Source organism: Mesorhizobium loti, assembly GCF_013170705.1.
Classification (GTDB): Bacteria; Pseudomonadota; Alphaproteobacteria; order Rhizobiales; family Rhizobiaceae; genus Mesorhizobium; species Mesorhizobium loti_D.
The window spans coordinates 5,494,164-5,511,290 of the sequence record NZ_CP033334.1; the positions used below are offsets into that span (position 1 = coordinate 5,494,164).

10 protein-coding genes are annotated in these 17,127 nt (G+C 63.7%); 3 read left to right on the plus strand and 7 right to left on the minus strand.

What is annotated here, in order from left to right; all coding sequences use genetic code 11:
* Positions 1-25 precede the first annotated feature (25 nt).
* Positions 26-838: a helix-turn-helix domain-containing protein gene (locus EB815_RS27155; RefSeq protein WP_056563526.1), complete on the plus strand. Its 813-nt coding sequence runs from the start codon at positions 26-28 to the stop codon at positions 836-838.
* On the opposite strand, the gene EB815_RS27160 is transcribed toward EB815_RS27155, so the two are convergent.
* A complete protein-coding gene (locus tag EB815_RS27160; protein WP_056563529.1) occupies positions 839-1,804 on the minus strand; it encodes a DMT family transporter in 966 nt (321 codons plus the stop codon).
* Positions 1,801-4,107, minus strand: coding sequence for a xanthine dehydrogenase family protein molybdopterin-binding subunit (locus EB815_RS27165; RefSeq protein WP_056563532.1), 2,307 nt, complete (start codon positions 4,105-4,107; stop codon positions 1,801-1,803). Before EB815_RS27165 ends, EB815_RS27160 begins: the two co-directional genes overlap by 4 nt.
* A gap of 153 nt (positions 4,108-4,260) precedes the next feature.
* On the opposite strand from EB815_RS27165, the gene pepN reads away from it, so the two are divergent.
* Positions 4,261-6,906 (plus strand): aminopeptidase N, encoded by a 2,646-nt coding sequence (pepN, locus tag EB815_RS27170; RefSeq protein WP_056563536.1) that lies wholly within the window; start codon positions 4,261-4,263, stop codon positions 6,904-6,906.
* A gap of 196 nt (positions 6,907-7,102) precedes the next feature.
* The gene (locus EB815_RS27175; RefSeq protein ID WP_056563539.1) at positions 7,103-9,424 is read left to right on the plus strand and encodes a PAS domain-containing sensor histidine kinase; all 2,322 of its coding nucleotides are present in this window, start codon (positions 7,103-7,105) and stop codon (positions 9,422-9,424) included.
* Positions 9,425-9,470: 46 nt separating this feature from the next.
* Here the strand turns inward: EB815_RS27175 and EB815_RS27180 are convergent, their stop codons facing one another.
* The 5 genes from EB815_RS27180 to EB815_RS27200 form a co-directional block, all read right to left on the minus strand.
* A complete protein-coding gene (locus EB815_RS27180; RefSeq protein ID WP_056565592.1) occupies positions 9,471-9,935 on the minus strand; it encodes a hypothetical protein in 465 nt (154 codons plus the stop codon).
* 134 nt (positions 9,936-10,069) lie between these two features.
* On the minus strand, positions 10,070-13,030 hold the full coding sequence (locus EB815_RS27185; protein ID WP_056563541.1) for a bifunctional [glutamine synthetase] adenylyltransferase/[glutamine synthetase]-adenylyl-L-tyrosine phosphorylase: 2,961 nt from the start codon (positions 13,028-13,030) through the stop codon (positions 10,070-10,072).
* Positions 13,030-14,511 carry a sensor histidine kinase gene (locus EB815_RS27190; RefSeq protein WP_056563544.1) on the minus strand — a complete coding sequence of 494 codons (1,482 nt, stop codon included), beginning with the start codon at positions 14,509-14,511 and terminating at the stop codon, positions 13,030-13,032. Before EB815_RS27190 ends, EB815_RS27185 begins: the two co-directional genes overlap by 1 nt.
* An 8-nt stretch (positions 14,512-14,519) precedes the next feature.
* Positions 14,520-15,194, minus strand: a complete 675-nt coding sequence (locus tag EB815_RS27195; RefSeq protein ID WP_027041628.1) for a response regulator transcription factor — start codon at positions 15,192-15,194, stop codon at positions 14,520-14,522.
* 348 nt (positions 15,195-15,542) lie between these two features.
* Positions 15,543-17,093, minus strand: coding sequence for a Do family serine endopeptidase (locus tag EB815_RS27200; protein ID WP_056563547.1), 1,551 nt, complete (start codon positions 17,091-17,093; stop codon positions 15,543-15,545).
* Positions 17,094-17,127: the final 34 nt, after the last annotated feature.

Here is a 17,127-nt window from a genome sequence, read left to right on the forward strand (position 1 = left end):
GTCCCTGTCGGCCTAGCCATCCCCCATGACATCAGCCCAAACCTCCGCCGGCAGTCTCATCCGCGAATGGCGCACGCGACGTCGCATGAGCCAACTCGACCTCGCCATGGAGGCCGAGATTTCGCAGCGGCACCTGAGTTTTGTCGAGAGCGGACGCGCCGCGCCCTCGCGCGATATGGTGCTGCACCTGGCCGAGCAGCTTTCGATCCCGCTGCGGCAACGCAATCAATTGCTGCTGGCCGCGGGCTTTGCGCCGAGCTTCGGCGAACGGCCGCTCACCGACACGACGCTGGCGCCGGCGATGGCGGCGGTCGAGACCGTGCTCAAAGCGCATGAACCGTTTCCGGCACTGGCCGTCGACCGGCACTGGAACCTGGTTTCGGCCAATGCCGCGATCGCTCCGTTCCTTGTCGATGTCAGCGAGGCTTCGCTGCTGGCGCCACCGGTCAATGTGCTTCGCCTTTCCCTGCACCCGGGCGGCATCGCACCGCGCATCGTAAACCTCCAGGAATGGCGCACGCATCTGCTGGAGCGTCTCAAGCACCAGAACGATGCGACCGGCGACCCGGTGCTGGTCGAACTGGAGCGCGAGTTGCGCGGCTACCCTTCCGGCCTCAAAGGCGGTCGGCCGGCACCCGTCGAGCCGAACGCCATCGTGCATCCGCTCAGGCTTGCCCATGACGGTCAGGTGCTGTCGTTCATCAGCACCATCACCGTGTTCGGCACACCGCTCGACGTGACCTTGTCGGAACTGGCGATCGAATCCTTCTTCCCGGCGGATGAGCAGACAAGGGCCGTGCTGGTGCGGCTGGCCAAGGAGCGCGCCGAACGGTCCTGATCAGCCCTGAGGCAAAGTCGCCTTGCGCGTTCGCTTGCGTTCCAGGCCCAGTTGCCGTTCGCGCCAGATGATGAAGATGCCGGCCGCGATAACAATCAGGCCGCCGACCAGCGTGCTGAGCGAGGTCACGTCGCCGAAAACGAAGTAGCCGACGACGACGCCGAGGATCATCGAGGTGTATTCGAACGGTGCCACCACCGACGCCTCGGCATGGCGATAGGCCGAGGTCATCAGGATCTGGCCGAGGCCGCCGCAGAAGCCGGCCATGATGAGAAGCGCGGCTTGCGCTGGCGTCAGCGATTGCCAGCCGAAAGGCAGCGTCAGCAGCGAGAGCACGCTCGCGGTCGACGAGAACCACAAAACGATGGTCGCCGTCTTCTCCGTCTGCACGAGATTGCGCACAAGCAGCATGGCGACAGCCGAGATGGCCGCGGCCACCAGCGCGGCCATGACGCCCAGGACCTCCTGGTCGTCGAGCGCTTCATCCGAATTGAGCAGGGTCAGTTCCGGCCAGGAGATGATGAGCACGCCAATGAGGCCGACGGCGACAGCGCTCCAGCGATAGACACGGATAGTCTCGCCGAGGAAGACCGAAGAGAACACCACGACCAGCAGCGGCTGCGCATAGTTCAGGGTGATCGCCTCCGGCAGCGGCAACCGGGTGAGCGCGAAAAAGCCAAGTCCCATGGCACCGACGCCGACGACGCCGCGCGCGACGTGGTTGAAGGGACGTTTGGTGACGAATGCCGTCGCCAGATGCCCTTTCAATGCCAAGAAGGCAATGATCGGGAAGATGGCGAAGAAGGAGCGGAAGAACACGATCTGCCCGGCCGGCACGTCGCCGGCCGCCTTGATACAGGTTTGCATGCCGACAAAAACCGCCACCGAGACGATCTTGAGCGCGATGCCCCTCAGCGTACCGTGGCCGCCCGTCGTTCCTGGTTCCGCCCCCGCCCCTGATGTCACGTTGGCGATGCACCCCTGATCGCGGCCCAGATACGCGCCGGCGTCGCCGGCATCTCGATATGCCGGATGCCGTACGCACGCCACAGCGCGTCGGTCACCGCGTTGAGCGCGGCCGGCGTCGAACCGATCGTGCCGGCCTCGCCCGCGCCCTTGATGCCCAGCGCATTGGTGGTCGACGGCACGTTGCGGGTCTCGAAATAGAAGAACGGAAAATTGTCGGCGCGCGGCATGGCGTAGTCCATGAAGCTCGCCGTCAGCAACTGTCCGTCCTCGCCATAGATGGTTTCCTCGGTCAGCGCCTGGCCGATGCCTTGCACGACGCCGCCATGGACCTGGCCGGCGAGCAGGATCGGATTCACGGTAACACCGAAATCGTCGACGATCGTATAACGCACGATGTCGGTCGTGCCGGTGTCGGGGTCGATCTCGACCTCGCAGATATGGGTGCCGTTCGGATAGGTGCACTCGTCCTGGACGAACTCGCCGAAACCCTTGAGATCATCAGGGTTTTTCGCGGCCTTGGCGATGCTGGAAAAATCGATCGCGCGGTCGGTACCGACGATGCGGGCAACCCCATCGGCCAGTTCGATATCGCCGGCCGAGGCTTCCAGCTCGTCGGCCGCGATGCGCTTGATCTTGTTGGCAAGGTCCTCGCCCGCGCGGGAAGCCGATACACCTCCCAATGGAATGGACCGAGAGCCGCCGGTACCGCCGCCCGACTTCAATTCGTCGGTGTCGCCCTGGCGGACATGGATCTTGTCGATGTCGAGATTGAGCTTTTCCGACAGGAACTGTGCATAGGCGGTGGCATGCCCTTGGCCGTTCGTCTGGGTGCCGATCTTGAGCGTCACCGTGCCGTCGCCGTTGAGTTCGACAAAGGCGGGTTCGGAGCCCGGGAAGGCGCAAGCCTCGATATAGGTCGCCATGCCGATGCCGCGGATCTTGCCGGCGCTCTTCGACTGCTCCAGCCGCTGCGCAAACGTCTTCCAACCGGACCGTTCGATGGCGCGGTCCATATGGCCTTCGAATTCACCATTGTCGTACAGGCGGCCGGTCTGCGTGCGATAAGGGAATTGCTCGGGTCGGATGAAGTTGCGGCGGCGGATTTCGTCGACAGGCAGGCCGAGATCATGGGCGCAGGCATCGACCAGCTTTTCCAGCAAGAACGCCGCTTCGGGCCGGCCGGCGCCGCGATAGGCGTCGACCGGGCAGGTGTTGGTGTAGAGACCGGTCACCGAAACATCGAGCGCCTGGATGTCATAGACGCCGGTCGACATGGTGACGCCGATATAGGGGATGAACGGGCCGTATTGCGAGACATAGGCGCCGATATTGGCGAGCAGCGCGACCTTCATGCCGAGGAAGCGGCCATCCTTGTCCATGGCCATTTCAGCCGTAACGGCGTTGTCGCGGCCTTGCGCGTCGGTGAGGAAATGTTCGGTACGGTCGCAGGCCCATTTCACCGGGCGGCCGAGCCGCTTAGCGGCCTCGAGCACCAACGGATATTCCCGGTAGACGAAGCTCTTCGGCCCGAACCCGCCGCCGACATCGGGCGTGATGACGCGCAGCCGGTCCTTCTTGATCTTGAACAGGCTCGCCAGGATGTACTGCATGGAATGCACGCCCTGCGACCCGGTGGTCAGCACAAGGCGGTTTTCCTCGACATTCCATTCGCCTATCGCCGAGCGCGGCTCCATATAGTTGCAGACCAGCCGGTTGTTGACGAATTCGATGCGGGTGACATGAGCCGCCTTGGCGAAGGCCGCCTTCGTCTTCGCGCTGTCGCCCATGTGGTAGGTGAAGGCACGGTTGGAACCGAGTTCCGGCCAGACCAGCGGCGTGCCTTCGGCAAGTGCCGTCGCCGTGCCGGAAGCGGCGTCCTCGCCGTCGTAGTCGACATCGATCAGTTCGGCGGCGTCCTGCGCCAGGGCACGGCTGTCGGCGACCACAAAAGCAACGGCATCGCCGACATAGTTGACGCGGTCCCGGCACAGGATCGGAATGTCGCGCGTCGGCGCCTTGGTGCCGTCCGGCTGTGCCTGCATGACACCGGACTTGAGATCGCCAAGATGAGCGAGATCCTTGCCAGTCAGCACCAGATGGACGCCGGGTGCTTGCTTAGCCGCTTCCGTCGAGCCGATTCTGAAGCTTGCCTTGGCGACCGGCGATCGCAGGACATAGCCATGCAAGACGCCGGCCGGCTTGATATCATCAGTATAGCGGCCCTGTCCCTGGATGAATGCCGCATCCTCGCGCCGCAGCACGGAAGCGCCCATGCCGAATTTCGGTGTGACGACGGTCATGGGTGCCTCGTGACGATGTGGAGAATGAACGCCTGAAATAGGCGTCGGTTGAGTTTTGTCGAGGGATCGTTTCGTGTAAAGAGCGCGGACTTCAAATTTCTTGGACAGCGGGAACTGTCCGCTTCCAACGCAATCGACAGGAAAAACAACGGAATGCGCACGGACACCGGCCAGGTCTTCAAGCTCGAAGACTATCGCCCCAACGACTATCTCATTCCGCAGACCAACCTCACCTTCCGCCTTGCGCCCGAGGCCACGATCGTCACCGCAACGCTGACGCTCGAACGTCGTGACGGCGTGTCCGCGGCGGCGCCATTGGTGCTCGACGGCGACGGGCTGATCCTCAAGCGCATCGAGATCAACGGCAAGCTGGCAAGACCGGCGGACCTGCTGGTGACACCTGACCAACTCACCATTCTCAAACCGCCGGCCACGCGCCGCTTCCATCTGCTCATCGAAACCGAACTGGCGCCGGCTGGCAACGAAGCCCTGATGGGTCTCTATCGCTCGAACAACGTCTATTGCACGCAATGCGAGGCCGAGGGCTTCCGCCGCATCACCTACTTCCTGGATCGGCCCGATATCCTGTCCGTCTACACCGTGCGGATCGAGGCTCTGCGCGACGAGGCAGCACTGCTCCTTTCCAACGGCAATCCGGTCGACAAGGGCGATCTCGGCGACGGCTGGCACTATGCCGAATGGCACGACCCCTTCCCCAAGCCGTCCTATCTGTTCGCGCTGGTGGCCGGCAATCTCGGCCAGGTCGCCGACAGTTTTGTCACCACGTCCGGTCGAGAGGTCGAACTCGGCATCTATGTCGAGCCCGGCAAGGAGAAGCTCGCCGGCTACGCGATGGACGCGCTGAAGCGGTCGATGCGATGGGACGAGGAGGCATTCGGTCGCGAATACGACCTCGACGTCTTCAACATCGTCGCCGTGTCCGACTTCAACATGGGCGCGATGGAGAACAAGGGCCTCAACATCTTCAACGACAAATATGTGCTGGCCGATCAGGAGACCGCGACGGACGCCGATTTCGCCAATATCGAGGCGATCATCGCGCATGAATATTTCCACAATTGGACAGGCAACAGAATCACTTGCCGAGACTGGTTCCAGCTTTGCCTGAAGGAAGGGCTGACGGTTTTCCGCGACCACGAATTCTCCGCCGACCAGCGCTCGCGCGCGGTCAAGCGCATCGCCGAAGTGCGCACGCTGCGCGCCCACCAGTTTCCCGAGGACCAGGGTCCGCTGGCGCATCCGGTGCGGCCGCGCCGCTACCGCGAGATCAACAATTTCTACACGGCGACCGTTTACGAAAAGGGGTCCGAAGTGGTGCGCATGATCCGCACCATCCTCGGGACGGAAGCCTTTCGCGCCGGCATGGACCTCTATTTCGAGCGGCATGACGGCGAAGCGGCCACGATCGAGGATTTCATCAAGGTGTTCGAGGATGCGTCGGGCCGCGACCTGTCGCAGTTCGCGCTCTGGTACCATCAGGCGGGCACGCCCAATCTGACGATCAGTACGACGCACAATCCGGCCGCGCGGGAGTTCACGCTCGAGATCGAGCAGTCGGTGCCGCCCACACCCTCCGAAAGCCGCAAGCGGCTGATGCATATACCGCTCGCCTTTGGCCTGATCGGCGCTGGCGGCAAGCCTGTGGCGTATAGCGGAGTCGAGGGCGCCAGCGTCGAGGATGGCGTCATCCATGTCCGCAAGCGCCGCCACATGGTGCGCTTTTCAGGCGTTGCCGAACGTCCGGCCGTGTCGCTCAACCGCGGCTTTTCGGCGCCGGTGACGCTGTCTGTCGAGCAGAAGGCCGACGATCAGTTCTTCCTTGCACGCCATGACAGTGACGCCTTCTCGCGCTGGCAAGCCTTCAATACGCTCCTCACCGATGCGCTGATCGCCGCTTTCCGCGAGATCCTTGGCGGCAAGCAGCCCGACTTCACGCCCCGGCTGACCGAGCTTGCCGGCCGCATCGCCGCCAACGAGGCACTTGAGCCCGCCTACCGGGCGCTGGCGCTGTCGCTGCCTGGCGATGCCGACATCGCCCGCGACATCGGCAAGAACATCGATCCCGACGCCATCCACACGGCTCGACAGGCTCTTGCGCTGGCGATCGCCAGGGCGAACCGGGAACCCTTCGCGCAACTGTATGATCGCCTCGCGGACACGGCCGCGTTCAGCCCGGATGCGACAAGCGCCGGACGCCGCGCCCTGCGCAACGTCCTTTTGGACTATCTCTCGCTGCTGCCGGGCGGCGCGGCACTTGCCGCCGGACATTTCCAGTCCGCCACCAACATGACCGATCGGGCGGCCGCGCTTGCCGTGCTCGCGCATCGTCACCATGGTTCGCCGGAGACAAACAAAGCGCTGGCGGCTTTCGAAAAGACCTATGCGTCCGACCCGCTGGTCATGGACAAATGGTTCCAGATCCAGGCCAGCGTACCGGGGCCGCAGGCTGTCGACACAGTTCGCGCCCTGACTGCTCACGCAGGCTTCTCGATGGCAAACCCTAACCGGGTACGCTCGCTGATCGGCACTTTCTCCAGCGCAAACCAAACCGGCTTCCATCGCCCCGACGGCGAAGGCTACCGGTTCTTCGCGCAAACGGTGCTCGAGGTCGAAAAGCGCAATCCGCAAGTGGCGGCAAGGCTGGCGACGGCACTGAGGTCATGGCGTTCGCTCGAACCGGGCCGGCAGGCCAAGGCCAGGGAAGCCCTGCTTTCGATCGCCAATGCCGAAAACCTGTCGGCGGATCTGCGCGATATTGTCGAGCGCACGCTGGCCTAGATTCCCTCGGCCTTCTCCCGAGCGGGAGGGGCCGAGGCACGGGCGCCTCCAAAACCGATTATTTTAGTCGATTTTTAATCTTTTTTCGCCGGACCACTGGACAAGGCGAATCACCTTTGATTCTTTACTGACGATTCGGAAGTGCGGCGTTTGCCGGATCACAAAGCAGCATAGGCAAATTCGGGGAGTGCCATTTATGGCGAAGGCGGACGCGTGGGGCGCGCCCGGTGGGATGGCTTTTGCGCGTCGCGAGACGCGCGGCGACGGCCTTGCCGGGAATACGCGGCTCATCGCCGAACCGGCCTACAAGCGGCTTCTGGCCGCCGAACCGCTGCTGCGCCGGTCGATACCGGCCCTCATCATCATCTTCCTGCTCGTCATCGCGGCGCTGCGCATGCTGTCGCTGATGAACGAGCGCGACGACGTCGAGCGTGATGCCAAGGCGATCCTGACACTGGCGGCGGGTCAGCTGGCCAGTTCGCTTGCCACCACCTCGGACACCCTGCCCGGCGCCATCCAGGACTTGCTGGAGACCACCAGCCGTCAGGGCGCAATGGGCCGCAGCCATGTGCTCGTCATCACCGACACCGCCTTCAAGATCACCGCGGTGACACCGCGCTCGGTCCCCTGGCAAGGGCATTCGCTCGACGGCCTCGTCCAAGGCGGCCAGCCCCTGTTCATGTTCGGCGACCGCGCCGGCGTCATGGAGGTCAATATCGGCGGCCAGGACTGGTATGCCGCGGTCAGCGTCGCCAAGGACCGGAAGGGAGCAGCGGCGGCTCTGGTGCCGCAGGAAGCGGTCTTCGACACATGGCGCAAGACCGTCTCGCTCAACGTCACCCTGTTCGTGCTGACGGCCGGCGTACTGATCATCATCCTCTATGCCTATTTCGGGCAGGCGTCGCGCGCGCAGTCCGCCGACCGCATCTACCTCGAAGCGCACCAGCGCATCGACATGGCGCTGGTGCGCGGCCGCTGCGGCCTGTGGGACTGGGACATGGTGCGCGGCAAGATGTACTGGTCGCGCTCGATGTACGACATGCTGGGCTACGAGCCGTGCGAGACGATGCTGTCCTTCGGAGAGGTCGACGAGATCATCCATCCCGAGGACGGCGACCTGTTCGAACTCGCCAACAGAATTGTCGCCCGCGAGATCGACCACATCGACCAGGTGTTCCGGATGCGGCATGCCGATGGCCAATGGGTGTGGATGCGCGCTCGCGCACAGGTCATGGATCCGGAAGCACCGGAAATCCAGCTGATCGGCATTGCCGTCGACGTCACCGAGCAGCGCCATCTGGCACTGCGGTCCGAGGCGGCCGACCTTCGCCTCAGGACCGCGATCGAGAACATCAACGAATCCTTCGTGCTGTGGGATTCGACGCAGCGGCTGATCATGTGCAACTCCAAGTACCAGCAGGACAACGGGCTCTCGGATCGCGACGTAATGCCAGGCGTGACGCGCGCTTCCCTGGAAGAGCGGATGCTGGCTTTTGCTTCCGAGCGCAGGCTCGCCAACACCAATGGTCCACAAGGCGGCGCCACTTTCGAGCGGCAGTTGTCAGACGGCCGCTGGCTGCAGGTCAACGAACTCAAGACCAGGGATGGCGGCATCGTCTCTGTCGGCTCCGACATCACCCAGATCAAGCTGCATCAGGAGAAGCTGGTCGACAGCGAACGCCGGCTGATGGCGACGATCCATGATCTCAGCCTCGCCCGCCGGGCCGAGGAGGAACGGTCTCGTGAACTGGTCGACCTCAACCGCAAATACATGAAGGAAACCGAGCGCGCCGAAGCGGCGAACCGGGCCAAATCCGAATTCCTGGCCAACATGTCGCATGAATTGCGTACACCGCTGAACGCCATCATCGGCTTCTCCGAATTGATGGAACAGGGGCTGTTCGGCCCGCTGGGGTCGGAGCGCTACGAAGAGTACGCCACCGACATCAACAGCAGCGGCAAATATCTGCTCGGCGTCATCAACGATATTCTCGACATGTCCAAGATCGAAGCCGGCCAGTTCTCGCTGGACCAGGAACAGATCGACCTCGGCCCGTTGATCAGCGAGACGGTGCGCGTCGTCTCGCTGCAGGCCGCGCAAAAGGCGATCACCGTGGAAACACGCATCGCCGACGCGCTGACCTTGTTCGCCGACCGCCGCGCGATCAAGCAGATCGTCATCAACCTCCTGTCCAACGCGGTGAAGTTCACCGGCCAGGGCGGCCACATATCGGTCAGGGCCCGCAACACATCGGGAGCCCTGGTGCTGACCATCGAGGACAATGGCTGCGGCATCCCGAAGGAGGCGCTCGGCAAGCTCGGGCGGCCCTTCGAACAGGTGCAGAACCAGTTTTCCAAGAACCATGCCGGATCAGGCCTTGGCCTCGCCATCTCGCGCTCGCTGGCCGAGCTCCAGGGCGGCGCGCTGAAGATCCGTTCGACCGAAGGTGTCGGCACGATTGTGTCGGTGCGCATTCCGGTGAAGAAGGCGCCGGCGGCGGTGAAAGCCGCGGCTTGAAGCAGCAGGCTCCGAGCGATGCCGCTGGAGCCTGGATCAAGCGATCTTATCGGACGCTGTCGTCGTCATCCGATTGCCGACCAAAGCGCCCGCCCTTCGGCAGCTCGCTCTTCTCGATCTTGCCGTCATTGTTCTTGTCGAGCATGGCGAACACTTTCTTCTCTCGACCGGTGATGTCATCCGTGGTCAGCGTGCCGTCGCCCCTGGTGTCGTAGCGGGCGATGATGCGCCTGGCCATGCGCTCGAAGCGCGCCTTCTCCAGCGCGTCGGCCAGTTGGGCGACGGTCAGCTTGCCGCCATTGGCGGCAACGAGCTTCTTCAGCCGCACGTTCATGGCGTCGGAGAACTGGTCGAAGGTGATGGCGCCGTCTGAGTCGCTCATCGCCTTGTCGAGGCGGGCCATCATGCTGTCGCGCATTTTCGCGCTGGCATTGTTTTCGGCGTAGGCTGTGGTGCCGACGGCGCCGGCAAGTGCCGCGAAGGCAAGGGCAAGCTTGGTTGACTTTCTCATGGTCTTCTCCTGTTGCATCGTCACCCCCGATGCGAGAGCGGCGGATCTTCGATCCTGTTGCCGCTCCATCTCTTTGTTCGAGCATCGGATCTTCCCAAACCGGTCTTTTTGGGTCCGATGCTTCGACGGCTACTTCACGGTCGTCCGGCACGAAGCAAAAGGTCAAAGTCCTTCCTGACCTGTTGCGACGTTTCCTTGAGGTGGGCTTCCAGCACGCCGAAATCCGGCAGGTCGGTAACCGCCAGCAGCAGATCCGAAAGCCCTGGAGGAACGTCGTCGCGCTCGAACGGTCCGGTGAGACAAAGCCGGGTCATCTGGGTCAGCGCCAGATAAAGTGCGAAGGCGGCACCAAGCTCCTGCCTGACGCCGGCATCGGCGAAGCCAGGCGCGAGGCGGGACAAGATCTCGGCCGTACCGGTGAAACGCGGCCCGGCCTCGACCTGCCCGGTGATGACAGCCACCTGAGCGATGAACTCGAGATCGATCAGCCCGCCGGGGATGAGCTTGATGTCCCAGAGATCACGCGCCGGCTTCTCCTTCTCGATCATGGAGCGCATATCCGCGGCCTCGGTCTTAACCTTCGCCGCGTCGCGCGGCTGGCCAAGGACGGCGGCAACTTCCGCTTCGACCTCGGCGCACAGGCCGGCGTCGCCGCCAATGGCGCGCGCCCGCGACAGCGCCATGTGTTCCCAGGTCCAGGCCTCCTGGCGCTGATATTTCTTGAAGGCATCGATATGGGTGGCCACCGGCCCCTTGTTGCCGGACGGCCGCAGCCGCAGGTCGAGTTCGTAGAGCACCCCTTCCGCCGTCGGCGCCGATACCGCCGAGATCAGCCGCTGCGTCATTCGGGTGTAGTAGTGGGAAGGCGCCAGCGGCTTGTCGCCGTCGGAATCCTCGGCGTTCGCGTCATGGTCGTAGAGCAGGATGAGATCGACATCCGACCCCGCGGTCAATTCGCGGCTGCCGAGCTTGCCCATGCCGAGCAGCGAAACCACACCGCCCGCGATCGTGCCGTGGCGCGCCGAGAATTCGGCGGTCACCGCCTGCAGGGCAGCCTCGATGGTGAGATCGGCGAGATCGGAAAAGGCGCGGCCGGCCCGGGCCGGATCGATTGAACCGGCGAGCAGCCGCACCCCGATCAGGAACTTTTGTTCCGAGGCAAAGATGCGCAACCGGTCGAGCACCTCCTCATAGACCCTGTCACCTTCGAGGAAGGCGGAAAGACGTGCCGAGAGATAGGCGCGGTCAGGCAGTTCGCTGAGAAGAGCGGGGTCGAGCAGGCCGTCGAACACATGCGGCCGGCGCGTGATGATCGCCGCAAGCCGGGGCGCCGCACCCATGATCGTCGCCATCAGCTTGAGCAGTGCCGGGTTGGACTGCAGCAGCGAGAACAGCTGGATGCCCGCAGGCAGGCCGGCAAGGAATTCGTCGAAACGGATCAAGGCTTCGTCCGCCCGGCGCGTCTGGCCGAAGGCCTTGAGCAAGGCCGGCGTCAATTCCGTCAGCCGCTCGCGCGCCTCCGCCGACTGGGTGACGCGGTAGCGCCCGAAGTGCCAACCGCGGATGACACGGCAGATGTCGCTCGGCCGCTGGAAGCCGAGACCGTGCAAGGTCTGCAGTGTGTCGGGGTCGTCGACATCGCCGGTGAAAACCAAATTGCCGATACCCGCCGAAAGCTCGGGTGCCGTTTCGAACAGCGCCGCATAGTGGCGTTCGACCTGCTGGAGCGAGGCGCGGAACGCCAGGGAAAAGGCAGCCGCATCGGCAAAGCCCAGCATATGGGCGATCCGCTCAAGTCCCTCATCGTCTTCCGGCAGTGTATGCGTCTGCTCGTCGGCCACCATCTGGATGGCGTGTTCGACACGGCGCAAGAACCAGTATTGGCTGGCGAGCGCATCACGCGCATCGGCGGTGATCCAGCCGCGTGCGGCAAGCTGGCCGAGCATCGGCACGGTTTCGCGGCCGCGCAGTTCCGGAAAGCGGCCGCCGGCGATGAGTTGCTGGGTCTGGACGAAGAACTCGATTTCGCGGATGCCACCACGGCCGAGCTTGACGTTGTGTCCCTTCACCGCGATCTCGCCGTGCCCTTTGTGAGCATGGATCTGGCGCTTGATCGAGTGGACATCGGCAATCGCCGCGTAGTCCATGTATTTGCGCCAGATGTAGGGCTGCAGTTCCTTGAGAAAGGCGGCGCCCGCGGCCAGATCGCCGGCCACCGGACGCGCCTTGATCATCGCCGCGCGTTCCCAGTTCTGGCCACGCGCTTCGTAGTAGCGCAGCGCGGCTTCGACCGGGATCGCCAGTGGGGTCGAACCGGGATCGGGGCGCAGCCTCAGATCGGTTCGGAAGACATAGCCGTGTTCGGTGCGGTCCTGCAGGATGCGCACCAGCCGTCGCGTCAGCCGCGAAAACAGCTCGGTGGCGTCGAGAGGATCGACGAGGGCGGGCGCTTCCGGATCGAAGAAAACGACAAGATCGATGTCGGAGGAGAAATTCAGCTCATGCGCGCCGAGCTTGCCCATGCCGAGCAGGATCCAACCCGATTGCCGCGAGGGGTTGTCCAGATCAGGCAGTCTGAGCTTGCCCTGGCCGTGCGCGTCGCGCAGCAGGAAATCGACGGCCGCACGGGTGCATGCGTCGGCAAGATCACTCAGCCGCCGCACCGTCAGCGACGTTTCCGCCTCCCCGGCGAGATCGGCCAGCGCGATCAGGAAATGCGCCTCGGCCTTGCACTGGCGCAGTTCCATCATCAGGCTGGATTCGGAAACTGTCTCGGCCAGTGGCGCCTGGTCGATCGCGTCGGTGATCGCTTTCAGGCGGGCCTCGACCGGCTGGTCGAAAAGAGCATCCAGGATCTGCGGCCGGCGACGCGCCGTATCGCGCAAAAACGGCGAGAGGTCGAAGGCAGCAGCCAGGAAATCCTGGCCCTCCCCCTCGGCGGTCAGGAATTTGGCCAGCCTTGTCAGCCCTTCTTCGCGTGCCGCCGCGACAATGTCGGCCAATTCCTGTCGCGCCTGGCCATCATCGAGAGGGGCAAGCCTAACCGCCGGCTTCAGCAGCCAGCCCGTGACCGTCCGTTTCGCGACCGCAGCCATCAGTGATCCTCCCGTGCGGGGAAACTCATGACCACGGATAGTCCTGGATTGCCAGGCAGGAGATCAAGCCGCCCGTAATGGAAAGTCATGACCGCCTTGGCAAGGCTGAGGCCAAGTCCGGAACCGGGCTGCGAACGGCTCTTCTCCAGCCGCACGAAACGTTCGGTCGCCCGGGCGCGATCGGCATCGTCCGGAATGCCCTGGCCGTTATCTGCGACACAAAGCCTGATCTCGCCATGCGTCCGCTCGAGCGTCACACGAACCGCCGGCCTGGAGGTGGAATCCGACGAATATTTGATGGCGTTATCGACGATGTTGGACAATGCCTGGCCGATCAACTCGCGGTTGCCGTCGACGAGAAAAGCGCCGTTCGTCTCGGCTTCGAGCGAAACGCCAGCTTCTTCCGCCACCGGCTCATAGAGTTCGACGACATCACGAACCGCCGCCGCCAGATCGACACGGGTGGTGTGTTCGGACGAATATCCTGCCTCCAGACGGGAGATCATCAGGATGGCGTTGAAGGTCTTTATCAGTTGGTCGGACTCGGCGATGGTGCCTTCCAGCGCCTGGCGATAATCGGCGGGCTTGTGCTTGCCGGAAAGCGTCGCTTCGGCCCGGTTGCGCAGCCGGGTCAGCGGCGTCTTCAGGTCATGCGCGATGTTGTCGGAAACCTGCTTCAGGCCTTCGTTGAGCGTCGCGATCCTGGCCAGCATGGAGTTGAGGTTTTCCGAAAGCCGGTCGAACTCATCACCGGCGCCGGTCACCGGCAGCCGGCCCGACAGGTCACCGCCCATGATGCGGCGGCTGGCCTCCGAAACGCTGTCGATTCGCTTGAGCGCGGCTCGGCCGACAAAGAACCAGATCAGGAGGCCGCCCAGGCCCATCATGCCAAGCGCAAGCGTCAGCGCACGGCGGATGACGGCGCGGAAACGTTCCGGTTCGCCAAGGTCGCGGCCGACCAGCATGATCATCTGGTTGGGCAGCCGCAGCACCAGTGCAATGGCGTTGTGGCCCTGCGCGCCTTCGGTCTGCTGCGCCGCGTTGTCACCAGTTGCGGGAGGGGTCGCCTGGTCGGTCGTTCCGCTGCGCAGGCGGTCAAGCTCGCCTTCTCCAAAGCGTTTGTAGGAGAACGGCTCGGTCGTCCAGCCCTCGGTGTCGATCACCCCCGGTTCGAGGCTCTGCACGTTGCCGGTCAGGATCTGGCCATTGGCGTCGGCGATCAGATAGAGATTGGCGCCTGGCTGGCGCGATCGGGCCTCCACCACCCTGACCAGAACCGGCAGGCCACCGCGCTGATAGGCCCGGGCAAGACCGAGCACTTCGTCGTTGATGGTCTCCTGTGTCTGCGACGTCAGCATGCGCGCCGACAGCGAGGTCATGTAGAAGACAAGCAGCACGGCGCAGAGCGCGAAGAGCAGAAGGTAGAGCGCCGAGAGCCGCGCTGCCGTCGTCCTCATGATGGCGGGCACGGAAAGCGCCATGCTGCCGCCTAGCCGCCCTTCAGCATGTAGCCGGCGCCGCGAACCGTATGCAGGATCGGCTTGTCGAAGCCTTTTTCAATCTTGCCGCGCAGCCGCGAGACATGGACGTCGATGACATTGGTCTGCGGGTCGAAATGATAGTCCCAGACATTCTCGAGCAGCATGGTGCGCGTCACCACCTGGCCGGCATGGCGCATCAGATATTCCAGCAAGCGGAATTCGCGCGGCTGCAGCGTGATCTCGCGCGCCGCACGGCGTACCGAATGCGACAGCCTGTCGAGTTCGAGGTCGCCAACCCGGTAGACGGTTTCGGCCTCCTTGGCGCTGGCGCGCCGGTTCAACACCTCGACGCGGGCCAAAAGCTCGGAGAATGCATAGGGCTTGGTCAGATAATCGTCGCCACCGGCGCGCAGCCCGGTGACCCGGTCATCGACCTCGCCCAGCGCCGACAGGATCAGCACCGGCGTGGTGTTGCCCCGGGAGCGAAGACCGGCAATGACCGACAGGCCGTCGCGACGCGGCATCATCCGATCGATGACCATCACGTCATAGTCACCGGCATCGGCAAGCGCGAAACCGGTTTCGCCGTCGCCGGCGACATGGGCGGTATGACCGGCCTCGGCGAAGGCTTTCTGCAGATAATCCGCGGCCTCGCGATCATCTTCTATGACGAGAATCTTCATAGGGCCGTTATACGCGATTTCGCTGGAAGGTTGAGTAGCCGGCATCTGCATTTTAGCCTTTGCCAAAGCGCATCGCGATCAAGATGATCGAGAGCACGCGCGATCTTGTTCTCTGGTGGTCTTCATCCCGGACATGCCTGCTTTCGGGCATGATCCTGAAATCACCACATCCTCTCGTCCCAGGTCCGGGCGAGTGTTTTTGGGCGGCGTCCAGAATGTGCGGCAGCGGGCGATGGGAGGCCCGCTGCCGCTGGAGGAGAGCACGATGACTGACTAACGTACCCGGCTCCATGCTTTCCCATGCGGCGGCTCGGGGGTGTTGAAACCGCCGCATCGGAAAAGTCGTTGTCAGCCCTTGGCGACAGGCAGCGCGACGAACCGATTGGTGTTGTCGCGGGTGATCTGCATCAGCACCGCCTTGCGGCCGGACTTCACCGCGTCGGTCATCGCCTTGGTGACGTCCTCGGTGCCGTTCACCTCGTTCGAATTAACGGCGGTGATGATATCGCCCGGCTGGATGCCGCGGTCGGCTGCATCGCTGTCGGGATCGACATCGGTGACCACAAGGCCCTTGCCGTTTTCGGACTTGGTGACGGTGAGGCCGAGATCGGCCAGCGAATCGGGCTTTGCCGGAGCGGCGGGCTGCTGTTGCTGGTCGTTCGAAGCCTGCTTGTCGCTGGCCGGCAGCTTGCCGAGATCGACCTTGACCGTCTGGCTCTTGCCGTCGCGCCAGACGGTGACATCAACCGACTTGCCCGGCGAATACGCACCGATCAGACGGGCGAGTTCCTTCGGCGACGCGACGTCCTTGCCATCGACCTGGGTGATGACGTCACCAGCGGTGATACCTGCCTTCTTGCCGGGGCCGTTGTCCTGGGCGCTGGATACCAACGCGCCATTGTTGGACTTCAGGCCAAGCGACTCGGCGATATCAGACGTGACCGGCTGGATTTCGACGCCGAGCCAGCCGCGCTGCACCGCCCCGCTCTTCATCAGATCGCCGACAACCTGCTTGGCGGTCGAGGCGGGAATATCGAAAGCGATGCCGACGCTGCCGCCCGAGGGCGAGAAGATGGCGGTGTTGATGCCAACCACCTGGCCGTTGAGATTGAAGGTCGGGCCGCCCGAATTACCGCGATTGACCGAGGCGTCGATCTGCAGGAAATCGTCATAGGGGCCGGCGCCGATGTCACGGCCACGCGCCGACACAATGCCGGCGGTGACGGTGCCGCCGAGACCGAACGGATTGCCGACGGCCACCACCCAGTCGCCGACGCGAACCTTGGAATCGTCGGCGAAATCGACATAGGTGAACTTGCCGCCGCCATCGACCTTGAGTACGGCGAGATCGGTGCGCGGATCGGTCCCGACCAGCTTGGCGTCGAGTTCCTTGCCGTCATTGGTCACCACGGTGAAGGCGGTGCCTTCTTCGACCACATGGTTGTTGGTGACGAGATAGCCGTCCTCGGAAATGAAGAAGCCGGAGCCCTGGGCCACCGGGCGTGGCTGGTCATTGTTGCGGTCGCGATGACCGAAGCGACGGTGGCCGTCCTCATTCTGGCCGCCCTGGTCGCCGAAGCCACGGAATTCCTTGAAGAAACGGCGCAACTGCGGATTGTTGGGAAGATTGTCGAAGCCATCCTGGTCGTCGGAACCATCATCTGCGGTCGGCTGGATCTTGGCCTTGACCTTGACGCTGACCACGGCCGGCGAAACGCGCTCCACGACATCGGCGAAGCTCGGAACCTGCGGAGCCTCGACGCGGACTGCGTCAGCCAGAACGGGGCTGGTTCCACTGGTCAACGCGCCAACACCGATCGCGCCGGCAATGGCGATGGACGCGGCAGCAGCCAGGAGACGCTTGCGGGTGCGGGAATATGAATTGGGGGCAATATTCATGGGGTCTCGTATCCTCTTTCAAACGGACGCGCCT